The following is a 12517-nucleotide window of genomic DNA, read 5'->3' as shown; positions in this document are numbered from 1 at the left end:
TGGGGTCGTTGCCCACGCCGACCGCAACGCTTCCCACAACATCGCCGCCCGTGGCGAGAGGGTGTGGAACGCGGGGCGTGAGTCACGCGTCCCTGACACCCCATAACGGGGTGTTTGGACGGAGGAGTCCACCCCAGCAGCCAGTTGGGCGCTACCTCCAAGCCCGGCCCGTCAGGGCCAGGTCAAGTTGGCAGCTGGATCCCCAACTGGCGTGCGTTGCGTTGACGGCGGCGGTCGGCGCGCAGCCGACGCAGCCGCTTGACGGTCATCGGGTCGAAGGCGAGGGCCTCCGGTCGTTCCACCAGCCCGTTCAGCAGCTGGTAGTAGCGGGTCGCGGAGAACCCGAACTCGTCACGGATCGCCTGTTCCTTTGAGCCCTCGAACTTCCACCACTGGCGTTCGAAGGCGAGGATGCGCTGCTCGCGCTCGGCGAGGGCCGACTGACCGTCTTCGGTCGGACCGATATTCGGCATGGGACACCCCCTGGACGGGAAATTGGTTTGTCCGGATCGGCCCGACTCATGCTAGCGACTCGACATGCCGGATGAGGAGCCGAAACCGCAGGACTGGCACCAGGGATACAGTTACGTTTTCTACCCCTCAGGCCACTTGTCCACGCTTGAATCCTGTGCTCGTGACAGAATTACGGGGGTCCGGAGGGCCGCGTGGAACGTCGACCGCATCGTTCGAGGGAGCCTGACGTGCTCGGGGGCAACAGCCGCAACAGGATACACACACGCCGCGCCCGTGGCGGGGCCAGCGCGGCCTTCGCGGCCGCCACCGCCGCCGTCCTCGGCCTGACCGCGGTCCCGGCCGCGGCGGACCTGGTTCCCGACTACCGGCCCGAGCAGTGGGGACTCCAGGCCGTGGGGGCCCCGGAGCTGTGGGAGGAGAACCAGGGCCAGGGAGCCACGGTCGCGCTCTTGGGTGTCTCCGTCGACGAGGGGCACCCGGACCTGGTCGACAACATCCAGCTGGACACGCGGTTCGGTGAGAACGACGGCGACGTCGAGCAGGGCAACGCCGCGGCCGGACTGGTCGCGGCCCACGGGCACGGCAGGGACGCCGACGGCGGCGTCCTGGGCGTGGCTCCCGAGGCCACCGTGCTCGCGCTGCCCACGGGGGACCGGCTGGCTGAGGCCGTGCGGTTCGCCTCCCAGGAGGGCGCCCAGGTCATCCTGCTGCCCGAGCCCGCGGGGCCCGACCTCGCCGAGGCCACCCAGGAGGCCTCCGACAACGGCGCGCTGGTCGTCGGCCCGGCGGGGGAGGACGAGGACCCCAACGTGCTCACGGTCGCGGGGACGGACCAGGACGGAGCCCTCGTCCCGGGTGCGCCCGGGGCCGGGATGATCGCGCTGACCGCCCCCGGCGCCGACCTGGTGACCGCGGGACCGGAGCCGAGCCAGGCCGAGGTGACCGGGGCTCCCTACGCCGCCGCGATGGTCGCCGGGGCCGCCGCCCTGATGCGCGCGGAGCACCCGCAGCTGCGGCCCGACCAGGTCCGCGACGCGCTGGTGGACGGCTCCCAGCCCGGCCCTGACGGCCTGCCCGCCCTGCACCTGCCCAGCGCGGAGGAGCAGGCGTCCGGCGTCGCCCAGGACGTTCCGCTCATCGACGAGGACCTGGTCGGGCAGGGCGAGCAGTCGGGGCTGGTGCCCGCGTGGGCGTGGTTCGTCACCGTCGGCGCCGTCGTGGTCCTGGGCGTCCTCATCCTGATCCTGTGGGTGCGCCGCTCCACCGCCGATCCCTACGGCGTGAAGGCCGAGCGCCGCGAGCAGGACGAGCTGATCGCCGCCGAGCGCGCCGCCGAGGCCACGCCCGCCAGCCGTCGTAAGAAGGGCGGACGCCGCCGCAGGACGCGCGGAAACTGAGCTGCGGCGACTGAGCTGTCGTACCCGTCCGTGCCCACCCCCGGGGGGAGGGCACGGACGGTTTCTGTTCCGGGACGCCCCCGGTTCCGGCCGGCTCCCCCGCGCCCGTTCCAGAGGGTTCCGTGGTGGGTCGTCCCCGGCTCCCCCGCGCCCGTTCCGGCGGTCCCGGTTCCGGACGTCCCTGTTGCGACCCGGTTCCGGTTCCGGACGCGCCGTAACCGGCGAACACGTGGCATCGCCGGTGTGGGGTCACTCACACCCTCTGTGTCGAGGGCGGGGCCGTTAAGCACTGGCGTCCGGCTCCGCCCGGCGGATAGCGTCCTCACCGCCGGGCGCCCCGCCCCGGGCGCGCCCACGACAGGGCGGAGAGCACATGACGCGCATGGCCGACGGCAGCGCTGGCGACGCCGACTACGGTGTCATCGCCCGCACCTACACCGACCACCGCCGCCCCGACCCGCGGATCGCGGCCGCGGTGCACCGCGCGCTCGGTGACGCGCGCACGGTCCTCAACATCGGGGCGGGCGCGGGCTCCTACGAGCCCCTCGACCGCGAGGTCACCCCCGTGGAACCCTCCGCCAGCATGCGGGCCAAACGCCCGGACAGCCTGCCCGCGGCGGTCGACGCCGCCGCCGAGAGCCTGCCCTTCCCCGACGGGTCCTTCGACGCCGCCATGACCACGTTCAGCGTCCACCAGTGGCGCGACCTGGAGGCCGGACTGGCCGAGGCCCGGCGGGTCACCACGGGCCCCGTCGCCGTGCTCACCTGCGACCCGGACCTGGTGCGCGACTTCTGGCTCCACGAGTACGCCCCCGAGGTCCTGGACACCGAGGCCCGCCGCTACCCCGCGATCGCCGCCCTGGCCGCGGGGCTGGGCGGCGCCACCACCGTCGTGCCCGTCCCCGTGCCCCTGGACTGCTCCGACGGGTTCAACGAGGCCTACTACGGGCGGCCGGAGGGCCTGCTGGAGGTGGGCGCACGCCTGTCCTGCTCGGCGTGGAGCTTCGTGGACGAGGCGGTGCACGAGCGGTTCACCGCCCACCTGTCCCGGGACCTGGCCGACGGGACCTGGGACCGCCGGTTCGGACACCTGAGGGGAGTACCCGAGCTGGAGGGTTCCCTGGTGCTGGTGGTGTCGGTTCCCGGCTAGGAACCGGTCCGTACGGCTCCGTCCGCCCGACGGGGCCCGGCGGACGCGCGCCTCGGCCCTCCTGTCCGGAACCGGACACCGGACACGGTCCGTGGTCGCTGCACGTCACGGACCCCCGACGAACTGTGACGTCACGTCTGCGCGTGCATATGTAAGCAACGCCGGACGGGCTTGACGCGGGCACCCGAGGGGACAAGGCTTTGGAGAATGTCACCCCTCGAAGCGTCTCCTCTGCCCTCACGAGGCGAGCCGCGAGCCGGGACCGCGCCCGAGTTCCGCAATCTCGTCAACGGGCGCGTCCGCCTCTCCGAGTACGACCCCAAGTGGCCCTACCTGTTCCGGCGCGAGGACGGAAGGGTCCGCGCCGCCCTCGGCGACCGCGTGCTGCTCTTCGAGCACGTCGGCTCCACCGCGGTGCCCGGCCTCGCCGCCAAACCCTGCGTCGACCTGCTGCTCCTCGTCGCCGACTCCTCGGACGAGGCCGCCTACCTGCCCGACCTCGAAGCCGCCGGGTACCCCCTGGTGATCAGGGAGCCCGACTGGTACGAGCACCGGGTGTTCAAGGGCTCCGAGGTCAACCTCAACCTGCACGTGTTCAGCCGGGGGTGCGAGGAGGCGGAGCGCATGCGCCGCTTCCGCGACCTCCTCATCGCCGACGCCGACGCGCGCGAACGCTACACCGCGGTCAAGCGCGAGCTGGTCGGGCGCACCTGGGACCGTATCCAGGACTACGCCGACGCCAAGAGCGACATCATCCGGCAGCTCCTCACCGAGGCGGACGCCGGGGAGGGCGCCAGCGGCTGACCGGTTCCCGGCCCGCCGGGCCGCGACCAGGGGCGCGTACCGTCTCCCGACGGCGGACGCGTCCCCGCCTCCGGGCTCCAGCGGCCCCGAACCCGCAGACCCGGGACCGTGCGAACGCAGGGCCCCAGGCTCTGCGCGGACCCGGGCGCGCGGACGCGCACCCGGGCCCCGACGCCTCCGGACTCAGCCCAGCGAGCGCAGCTGGTCCTGGAACCACCGGCGCGGCGGCAGCGCCACCGCCGCCTCGGCCAGCCGCTGCCTGCGCCTGCGCCGCTCCTCCCCGGGCATCGACAGCGCCTCGTGCAGCGCCTCCGCCGTCTCCACGGTGTCGTAGGGGTTGACCAGCAGCGCGTGCCCGCCCAGCTCGTCCGCCGCCCCCGCCTCGTGCGACAGCACCAGCACCGAGTCCCGCTCCGACAGGACCGGGCCCTCCTTGGCCACCAGGTTCATGCCGTCCCGGATCGGGTTGACCAGGAGCACGTCGGCCATCTGGAACGAGGCCAGCGAACGCGGGTAGTCGTCGTTGACCTCCAGGATCAGGGGCGTCCACTCGGGGGTCGCGAACTCCTCGTTGATCTCCTTGGCGGTCCGCAGCACCGCGTCGGTGTACTCGCGGTACTCCGGCACGTCGCCCCGGCTCGGGTAGGCGAACGCCAGGTGGGTCACCCGCCCCCGCCACTCCGGACGGGCGGTCAGCAGCTCGCGGTAGGCCTCCAGGCCCCGCACGATGTTCTTGGACAGCTCCGTGCGGTCCACCCGCACGATCAGCCTCGTGTCGCCGACCGCGTCCTCCAGGGTGCTCCGGCGCGAGGCCACGGCCGGTTCGGCGGCGCTCTGGCGCAGCCCCTCCTCGTCGGCGCCCAGGGCGTGCACGCCCACCCCGACCAACCGGCCGCCGTGCTCCACGGTGCGCTGCCCGAAGTCGACCTTCGCGCGCAGGATCTCCTCGCAGCAGCGCAGGAAGGCGTCCGCCCAGCGCGGGCTGAGGAAGCCCAGCCGGTCCGCGCCCAGCATGCCCTCCAGCAGCTCGCGCGCGACCTGCCCGGGCAGCATCCGGAAGTACTCCGGGGGAGCCCACGGGGTGTGCGAGAAGTGCGCGACGCGCAGGTCGGGGCGGCGCGCGCGCAGGATCCGCGGCACCAGCGCCAGGTGGTAGTCCTGCACGGCCACGCGGGCGCCCTCGGCGGCACCGGCCACCAGGGCCTCGGCGAACGCGTTGTTGTAGGCGGTGTAGTCCTCCCACGTCCGCCGGAACCGCGAGCCGAAGGACGGCTTGTTGGGGGTGTCGTACAGCATGTGTTGCACGAACCACAGGGTCGAGTTGGCCACCCCGGTGTAGGCGCCGTCGAAGACCTGCTGGGGGATGTCCAGCATGTGGACCCGCATGCCGTCCAGGTCGTGGGCCTGGTCCAGCCGGGCCTGCGGCGCCTCCGCCGCGGCCCGCCGGTCGGCGTCCGACAGGGCGGCGCACACCCAGATGCTGTCGATCTCGGTGGCGACCGAGATCATTCCCGACACCAGTCCGCCCCCGCCGCGCCGATGCTCCAGCGAGCCGTCGTCGGCGGTCGAGAAGGACACGGGTCCCCTGTTGGAGGCGATGAGGATCTGTGCCTTGTCCACGTGGTCGTCCTCTCGGAGAAAAAGCGATCGGGGTGGGGCGGTGGTGAAGAGGGGGTTCCCCCTATGTCTCGCCTGTCGACAGCCGCCCCAAACCCCGCGCGGGTCAGCGGGGGTGCGCGTCACACGCGCGCCGCGCGGTGTGCTCGCCTCCAGGGCCCGGACCAGCTCCGTCTCACCATGTGAGCCGTTTCGTGTTACCCGGATCACCAGGCGTGGAAAACCGGCCGACACCTCCGTTACAGTTGCGGTGCGGATCCGACAGGACCCGCACAGAACTTCATATTGCTCATCCAGAGGGGTGGAGGGACCGGCCCTGCGAAGCCCCGGCAACCATTCCAGCATGTGACACCCGCGAACCCGCGGGACGGCTGGGACAGGTGCCAACTCCGGCCTGGGGACAAGGTGTCCGCCAGGAAAGATGAGGGGAGACGCCTCGCCATGGCGATTACCGCCACCGAACCCACCACCGCCCGCTCCTTCGGCCCCGGTACCGCGCTCTCCTGTCGCGAGTGCGGTGAGCGCTACGAGCTCACCCCCCGGTTCGCCTGCGAGTTCTGCTTCGGCCCCCTTGAGGTCGCCTACGACTTCGGGACCGTCACCCGCGCCGACATCGAGAGCGGCCCCAAGAGCATCTGGCGCTACCGCTCCCTCCTGCCCGTCCCGGCCAACGTCGCCGAGCTGCCCAACATGGCACCCGGCCTGACCCCGCTGGTGCGGGCCGACCGCCTCGCGGCCGAGCTGGGCCTGGACTCCCTCCACGTCAAGGACGACTCCGGCAACCCCACGCACTCCTTCAAGGACCGCGTGGTCGCCATCGCCGTCGAGGCCGCCCGCACCTTCGGGTTCACCACCCTGTCCTGCTCCTCCACCGGCAACCTGGCCGGCGCCGTCGGCGCCGCCGCCGCGCGCGCCGGGTTCGAGTCCTGCGTGTTCATCCCCGCCGGGCTGGAGGAGGCCAAGGTCGTCATGGCCTCCGTCTACGGCGGCAAGGTCGTGGCCATCGACGGCAACTACGACGACGTCAACCGCTTCTGCTCCGAGCTCATCGGCGACCCGGTGGGCGAGGGCTGGGGCTTCGTCAACGTCAACCTGCGCCCCTACTACGGCGAGGGCTCCAAGACGCTGGCCTACGAGATCGCCGAGCAGCTCGGCTGGCGCCTGCCCGAGCAGATCGTCATCCCGATCGCGTCCGGCTCCCAGCTCACCAAGATCGACAAGGGCTTCCAGGAACTGGTCAAGCTCGGCCTGGTCGAGGACCGCCCGTACCGGATCTTCGGCGCCCAGGCCACGGGCTGCTCCCCGGTCGCGCAGGCCTGGGACAAGGGCATCGACGTCATCCAGCCGGTCAAGCCCGACACCATCGCCAAGTCGCTGGCCATCGGGAACCCGGCCGACGGGCCGTACGTGCTGGACATCGCCAAGCGCACGGGCGGATCGGTGGAGCACGTGGGCGACGACGAGATCGTCGACTCCATCAAGCTCCTCGCCCGCACCGAGGGCGTCTTCGCCGAGACCGCGGGCGGCGTCACCACCGGCGTGCTGCGCAAGCTCGTCCGCGAGGGCAGGCTCGACCCGAAGGCCGAGACCGTCGTGCTCAACACCGGTGACGGGCTCAAGACCCTGAACGCCGTCGACGCCGGGGTGAGCGCCACGATCAGGCCGTCGCTGAGCGCCTTCACCGACGCCGGTCTGGCCTAGACACGCCCCTCGGGCCCCGTCCGCCCGACCACCCGTCATCTCCCACGAGAAGGAAGTCCGCCATGAGCGCCAGCGTCCGCGTGCCCACCATCCTGCGCACCTACACCAACGACGCCTCCGAGGTCTCCGCCCAGGGCGCCACCCTGGCCGAGGTCCTCGACGACCTGGAGGCCAACTACCCCGGCATCCGCGCCCGCATCCTGGACGACGGCGGCAAGGTGCGCCGCTTCGTCAACGTCTACATCGGCGACGAGGACGTGCGCTTCGAGAAGGGCCTCCAGACCGAGGTCGCCGACGGTGCCCAGGTCTCCATCATCCCGGCGGTCGCCGGGGGCTGCTGAGCCCCACCGCGAGGGGCGGCCGCGGCGCGACAGGGCGCCGGGGCCGCCCCTTCGTCGTCCGCCGACAACCCGTGCGCCCAGGGGCGGTGATGGCGTGGCGCCGCCCGGCCGGGGCGCGCCGAACCGCCGCGTCGCTGCTCGTAGGCTGGAAGGGATTCCGGTCGAACGAGGGTGGAGATGTCGGCGACACGGCTGTTGGTCCTGGGTGTGGTGCGCATGGAGGGGCAGGCCCACGGATACCGAGTGGGCCGTGAGCTCCTGGACTGGGGGACCGAGCACTGGGCCAACATCAAGTGGGGCTCCATCTACCACGCCCTGCGCAAGCTCTCCCAGGAGGGCAGGCTGCGCGAGTTCGTCGCCGAGGGGGACGAGGTGGTCGACCGCGTCTCCTACGCGATCACCGAGGACGGCGAGGCCGAGCTGCGCCGCCTCATCCGCCGGGGGCTGACCCGTAGGGAGGACCCCGCGATGCTCTTCGCGGCGGTCACCCTCATGTGCATCCTGCCGCGCGCGGAGGTCGTCGGCCTGCTGGAGCAGCGCCTGGAGCTGCTGGAGAGGACCGACGAGGAGCTGCGGCCCTCCGACGGGTGGGGCAAGCCCGCGCACGTGCGTGAGCTCTTCAGCCTGTGGAGGGGCACGATCGGGGCCGAGACCCGCTGGACGCGCGACCTCGTCGCCACCCTGCGGGCCGGGGAGTACACCATGGCCGACGACGGCCCCGATGCCTTCGGGCTGCCCCCGGCGTCGGGGGCAGCCGCCCGCGACCGCTGACCCGGCGGCCCTCCGGTCCCGTCGGCTCGACTTCCCTCTGTCCGGGCGGGTCTCTCCCCGCTGCCCAGGTCGGATCCCCGGGGGCGGACCGAGCTCTTATTAAAGTTTGAATATCGCGTCGGGGTGGTGCACACTCTCTCTCGTACTCAAGTTTTAATAAGGAGAGGGATGATCCACACACGTGGGCTGACCCGCGACTTCCGGGTCGGCAAGGAGGTCGTCCAGGCCGTCCGCGGCGTCGACGTCGACGTCGCCGAGGGCGAGCTCGTCGCCCTGCTCGGACCGAACGGCGCGGGGAAGTCGACCACACTGCGCATGCTCACCACCCTGCTGGAACCCACCTCGGGCACCGCCGTGGTCGCGGGGCACGACGTCCGCACCGCACCCGCCAAGGTGCGCCGGGGGATCGGCTTCGTCGGCCAGGGGCACGGCGCCGGGGAGGACCAGCGGGCCCGGGAGGAGCTGTACACGCAGGGGCTGCTGTACGGGCTCGACCGGCGCACCGCGCGCCGCCGCGCCGACGGACTCCTCGACCAGCTGGAGCTGGGCGGGGCCGCCGACCGCGAGGTCACCAAGCTCTCCGGCGGACAGCGCAGGCGCCTCGACATCGCCATGGGGCTCATCCACGAGCCGAAGCTGCTGTTCCTGGACGAGCCCTCCACCGGACTCGACCCGCACAGCCGCGCCAACCTGTGGGAGCACATCGCCCGGCTGCGCGACCGGACGGGCACCACGGTCGTGCTCACCACCCACTACCTCGACGAAGCCGACGACATGGCCGAGCGGGTCCTGGTCATCGACCACGGCAGGGTCATCGCCGACGGCACCGCCGACGAACTCAAGGGCAAGGTCTCCGGCGACCTGGTCACCCTCACCGTGCCGAACGCCGAACAGGCGCGCACCGCCGCCGGGATCGCCGAGCGGGTGCCCTCCGCCGGAACGGCGGAGGTGCTCGCGCACGCGGGGCGCGACGCCGAGGTGCGCCTGCGCGTGGAACGCGGGGACACCGTGCTGCCCGAGCTGCTGCGCGGGCTGGACGCGGCCGGAGTCCCGCTGCTCGCCGTCCGGGTGCAGCGGCCCACCCTGGACGACGTGTTCCTGACCCTGACCGGACGCAGCCTGAGGGAGGAGGGGGCATGAGCTTCCACGAGGTGACCGGAACTCCCGCGGAGGCGACCGGGGAGGAGAGGACCGGGGCGAAGGAGTCCGCGGCGAAGGCGACCGGGGGGAAGGCGCCCGCGATGCGGGGGCCGGGCCTGGTGCGCGACACCGCGACCGTCTTCGCCCGCCAGATGCGGCCGTTCCTGCACCGGCCGCTGATGCTGCTCTTCGGCATGCTGCAACCGGTGCTGTACCTGGTGCTGTTCGCGCCGCTGCTGACGGGGCTGGCCGGTGCCGAGGGACAGGACCCGTGGCAGTGGTTCGTGCCCGGTCTGCTGGTGATGCTCGGCCTGTTCACGGCCGGGTTCGCCGGTTTCGGGCTGCTGCCGGAGATGTCCTCCGGAGCGCACGAGCGGCTGCTGGCCACCCCGGTGAGCCGGGTTTCGCTGCTGCTGGGACGGGTCCTGCGCGACGTGGTGCTCATGCTGGCGCAGATGGTGCTCATCCTCGTGCTGGTGGTGCCGCTCGGGTTCGACGCGTCGTTGGCGGGCGCCGTCGTGGGGCTGCTCCTGCTCGCCGTCCTGGGCGTCGGGCTGTCCACGCTGTCGTACCTGACGGCCCTGGCGGTCAAGCAGACCTACGTGTTCGCGCCCATCGTGCAGACGCTGATCATGCCGCTGATGCTGCTGTCCGGCGTGCTGCTGCCGATGGAACTGGCGCCGCCGTGGCTGTACGCGCTCTCGCGGGCCAACCCGGTGGCCTACGTGGTGGACGCCGAGCGCGCCCTGTTCGCCGGGCAGTGGGACGCGTCGGTCGCCGTCGGCTGGGCCGTGGCGGTGGTGCTCGCGGTCGCGGCGCTGGCCGGGGGGTCGCGGGCGATGCGCCGCCTCAGCTCCTGACCCGGGCGCCGCTGTCGCGCGCCGGGCCGGGGCCGGGCCGGGAGCCTTGGAGCCGGGTCGGAGCCGTGCGCCGGGAAAGGGGGAACCGGTGCGCGGCTCCGTCCGCTCAACGCGGAAAACCCCCATGTCATACGGTGTTTGTGCAGGTAGACGCGGAAATGTCGGGATGGGAAATCGTGACCACATCGTTTGCACTCGCCGGGGTCGAGTGCTAAAAAGGGAACTGGTTAGCACTCGCCTTGACTGAGTGCTAACCGGATCGAGGCTGCGAGATCGCGGTCCCCGGCAGCAGGGTTGCCGGAGGGTCCGCGGTCGTCCGTCGCGGGCGCATGCCTCGTCCCATCGCGTATCAGCCCGGTCACGGGAGGACAAGAACTCAATGGCAGCCAAACTGATCGCGTTCGACGAGGAGGCCCGTCGCGGCCTCGAGCGCGGCATGAACCAGCTCGCTGACGCCGTCAAGGTCACGCTCGGCCCCAAGGGCCGCAACGTCGTCCTGGAGAAGAAGTGGGGCGCCCCCACGATCACCAACGACGGTGTCTCCATCGCCAAGGAGATCGAGCTCGAGGACCCGTGGGAGAAGATCGGGGCCGAGCTGGTCAAGGAGGTCGCCAAGAAGACCGACGACGTCGCGGGTGACGGCACCACCACCGCCACCGTGCTCGCCCAGGCCCTCGTCCGCGAGGGTCTGCGCAACGTCGCCGCCGGCGCCAACCCGATCAGCCTCAAGCGCGGCATCGAGTCCGCCGTCGCGCGCATCAACGAGGAGCTCGGCAACCTCTCCAAGGACATCGAGACCAAGGAGCAGATCGCCTCCACCGCCTCGATCTCCGCCGGCGACCCCCAGATCGGCGAGACCATCGCCGAGGCCATGGACAAGGTCGGCAAGGAAGGCGTCATCACGGTCGAGGAGGGCCAGACCTTCGGGCTGGAGCTCGAGCTCGCCGAGGGCATGCGCTTCGACAAGGGCTACATCTCGCCCTACTTCGCCACCGACCTGGAGCGCATGGAGACGGTCCTCGAGGACCCCTACATCCTCATCGTCAACTCCAAGATCTCGAACAACAACGAGTTCCTGCCGGTTGTCGAGAAGGTCCTCCAGGCCGGCCGCCCGCTGGTCGTCATCGCCGAGGACCTGGAGGGCGGCGCCCTCCAGACGCTGGTCGTCAATAAGATCCGCGGCACCTTCAAGTCCGTCGCCGTCAAGGCCCCGGGCTTCGGTGACCGCCGCAAGGCCCAGCTCGGCGACATCGCCGTGCTGACCGGCGGCCAGGTCATCACCGAGGAGGTCGGCCTCAAGCTGGAGAGCACCGAGCTCGACATGCTCGGCCGCGCCCGCAAGATCGTCGTCACCAAGGACGAGACCACCATCGTGGACGGCGCCGGTGACGCCACCGCGATCGCCGGTCGCGTGAACGAGATCCGCAACGAGATCGAGCGCACCGACTCCGACTACGACCGCGAGAAGCTCCAGGAGCGTCTCGCCCGCCTGGCCGGCGGCGTGGCCGTCATCAAGGCCGGTGCCGCCACCGAGGTGGAGCTCAAGGAGCGCAAGCACCGCATCGAGGACGCCGTCCGCAACGCCAAGGCCGCGGTCGAAGAGGGCATCCTGCCCGGCGGTGGTGTCGCTCTGCTCCAGGCCAGCGTCCCGGCCTTCGAGAAGCTGGAGCTGGAGGGCGACGAGGCCATCGGCGCCGACATCGTGCGTCGCGCCATCGCCGAGCCGCTCAAGCAGATCGCCATCAACGCCGGCCTCGAGGGCGGCGTCGTGGCGGAGAAGGTCCGGAACCTGGAGCCCGGGTTCGGCCTGAACGCCGCCACCGGCGAGTACACCGACCTGTTCAAGGACGGCGTCATCGACCCGACCAAGGTCACCCGCTCGGCTCTGCAGAACGCGGCTTCCATCGCCGGTCTGTTCCTGACCACCGAGGCCGTCATCGCCGAGAAGCCGGAGAAGGCCGCCGCTCCCGCCGGCGACCCGACCGGTGGCATGGGCGGCATGGACTTCTAGTAGGTCCGTGAGACCTCGGGCCCCCGGGCCCGCAGGTGTCTGAGGTCCGGATACGCGACCTCGCCCGCGACGACCGGGCGGCCCCTTCGGGGGTCGCCCGGTTTCGCCTTTTCCGGGGTCGGGACCGGGACCGGAAACACTGGGAACGCCGGGATCGCCGAAGCGGCACTGTCGTTCGCGGAAAGCCGGGGTTATTCTGCGAAGTGTCGGGCGGACGGGGACACGGAGCGTTACAGTCCCTGTTCGGAGGT

General features: G+C 71.7%; 11 protein-coding genes, 1 pseudogene and 1 riboswitch. Of the genes and pseudogenes, 10 read left to right on the top strand and 2 right to left on the bottom strand.

Annotated elements, in window-relative coordinates; genetic code table 11:
- Positions 1–106, top strand: a pseudogene (locus ACSIH6_RS36115) (RNA-guided endonuclease TnpB family protein); the annotation flags it as partial.
- A 76-nt stretch (positions 107–182) separates the two neighbouring features.
- Here the strand turns inward: ACSIH6_RS36115 and ACSIH6_RS36110 are convergent.
- Positions 183–473, bottom strand: coding sequence for a DUF3263 domain-containing protein (locus ACSIH6_RS36110; protein WP_435112812.1), 291 nt, complete (start codon positions 471–473; stop codon positions 183–185).
- A gap of 228 nt (positions 474–701) precedes the next feature.
- On the opposite strand from ACSIH6_RS36110, the gene ACSIH6_RS36105 reads away from it, so the two are divergent.
- The 3 genes from ACSIH6_RS36105 to ACSIH6_RS36095 all read left to right on the top strand — a co-directional run bounded on the left by ACSIH6_RS36105 (position 702) and on the right by ACSIH6_RS36095 (position 3825).
- Complete coding sequence (locus ACSIH6_RS36105; protein ID WP_435112811.1) at positions 702–1871, top strand: S8 family serine peptidase; 1170 nt, start codon at positions 702–704, stop codon at positions 1869–1871.
- A gap of 373 nt (positions 1872–2244) precedes the next feature.
- Positions 2245–3021: a class I SAM-dependent methyltransferase gene (locus ACSIH6_RS36100; RefSeq protein ID WP_435112810.1), complete on the top strand. Its 777-nt coding sequence runs from the start codon at positions 2245–2247 to the stop codon at positions 3019–3021.
- Between the two features lie 207 nt (positions 3022–3228).
- Complete coding sequence (locus ACSIH6_RS36095; protein ID WP_435112809.1) at positions 3229–3825, top strand: GrpB family protein; 597 nt, start codon at positions 3229–3231, stop codon at positions 3823–3825.
- A 183-nt stretch (positions 3826–4008) separates the two neighbouring features.
- Here the strand turns inward: ACSIH6_RS36095 and ACSIH6_RS36090 are convergent, their stop codons facing one another.
- A complete protein-coding gene (locus tag ACSIH6_RS36090; protein ID WP_435112808.1) occupies positions 4009–5445 on the bottom strand; it encodes an alpha,alpha-trehalose-phosphate synthase (UDP-forming) in 1437 nt (478 codons plus the stop codon).
- A 283-nt stretch (positions 5446–5728) separates the two neighbouring features.
- A riboswitch (SAM riboswitch) is annotated at positions 5729–5870 on the top strand.
- Between the two features lie 13 nt (positions 5871–5883).
- Here ACSIH6_RS36090 and thrC point away from each other — a divergent pair.
- The 6 genes from thrC (at position 5884) to groL (ending at position 12266) form a co-directional block, all read left to right on the top strand.
- Positions 5884–7143 carry a threonine synthase gene (gene thrC / locus ACSIH6_RS36085; RefSeq protein WP_435112807.1) on the top strand — a complete coding sequence of 420 codons (1260 nt, stop codon included), beginning with the start codon at positions 5884–5886 and terminating at the stop codon, positions 7141–7143.
- A 62-nt stretch (positions 7144–7205) separates the two neighbouring features.
- Positions 7206–7484: a ubiquitin-like small modifier protein 1 gene (locus ACSIH6_RS36080; protein WP_435112806.1), complete on the top strand. Its 279-nt coding sequence runs from the start codon at positions 7206–7208 to the stop codon at positions 7482–7484.
- A gap of 177 nt (positions 7485–7661) precedes the next feature.
- A complete protein-coding gene (locus tag ACSIH6_RS36075; RefSeq protein ID WP_435112805.1) occupies positions 7662–8255 on the top strand; it encodes a PadR family transcriptional regulator in 594 nt (197 codons plus the stop codon).
- Positions 8256–8423: 168 nt separating this feature from the next.
- Positions 8424–9395: an ATP-binding cassette domain-containing protein gene (locus ACSIH6_RS36070; protein ID WP_435112804.1), complete on the top strand. Its 972-nt coding sequence runs from the start codon at positions 8424–8426 to the stop codon at positions 9393–9395.
- The gene (locus tag ACSIH6_RS36065; protein WP_435112803.1) at positions 9392–10255 is read left to right on the top strand and encodes an ABC transporter permease; all 864 of its coding nucleotides are present in this window, start codon (positions 9392–9394) and stop codon (positions 10253–10255) included. Before ACSIH6_RS36070 ends, ACSIH6_RS36065 begins: the two co-directional genes overlap by 4 nt.
- Before the next feature lie 379 nt (positions 10256–10634).
- Positions 10635–12266, top strand: coding sequence for a chaperonin GroEL (gene groL / locus ACSIH6_RS36060; protein WP_435112802.1), 1632 nt, complete (start codon positions 10635–10637; stop codon positions 12264–12266).
- The last annotated feature ends 251 nt before the right edge of the window (positions 12267–12517 follow it).

The organism is Nocardiopsis synnemataformans, from assembly GCF_965343085.1.
Classification (GTDB): Bacteria; Actinomycetota; Actinomycetes; order Streptosporangiales; family Streptosporangiaceae; genus Nocardiopsis; species Nocardiopsis alborubida.
This window is presented reverse-complemented; position numbering and strand designations above follow the sequence as displayed.

Coding starts and splice junctions, on each gene's coding strand:
- ACSIH6_RS36095 (WP_435112809.1), top strand. CDS start 3,229: ATGTCACCCCTCGAAGCGTCTCCTCTGCCCTCACGAGGCGAGCCGCGA.
- ACSIH6_RS36100 (WP_435112810.1), top strand. CDS start 2,245: ATGACGCGCATGGCCGACGGCAGCGCTGGCGACGCCGACTACGGTGTC.
- ACSIH6_RS36070 (WP_435112804.1), top strand. CDS start 8,424: ATGATCCACACACGTGGGCTGACCCGCGACTTCCGGGTCGGCAAGGAG.
- thrC (WP_435112807.1), top strand. CDS start 5,884: ATGGCGATTACCGCCACCGAACCCACCACCGCCCGCTCCTTCGGCCCC.
- ACSIH6_RS36110 (WP_435112812.1), bottom strand. CDS start 473: ATGCCGAATATCGGTCCGACCGAAGACGGTCAGTCGGCCCTCGCCGAG.
- ACSIH6_RS36075 (WP_435112805.1), top strand. CDS start 7,662: ATGTCGGCGACACGGCTGTTGGTCCTGGGTGTGGTGCGCATGGAGGGG.
- ACSIH6_RS36065 (WP_435112803.1), top strand. CDS start 9,392: ATGAGCTTCCACGAGGTGACCGGAACTCCCGCGGAGGCGACCGGGGAG.
- ACSIH6_RS36080 (WP_435112806.1), top strand. CDS start 7,206: ATGAGCGCCAGCGTCCGCGTGCCCACCATCCTGCGCACCTACACCAAC.
- groL (WP_435112802.1), top strand. CDS start 10,635: ATGGCAGCCAAACTGATCGCGTTCGACGAGGAGGCCCGTCGCGGCCTC.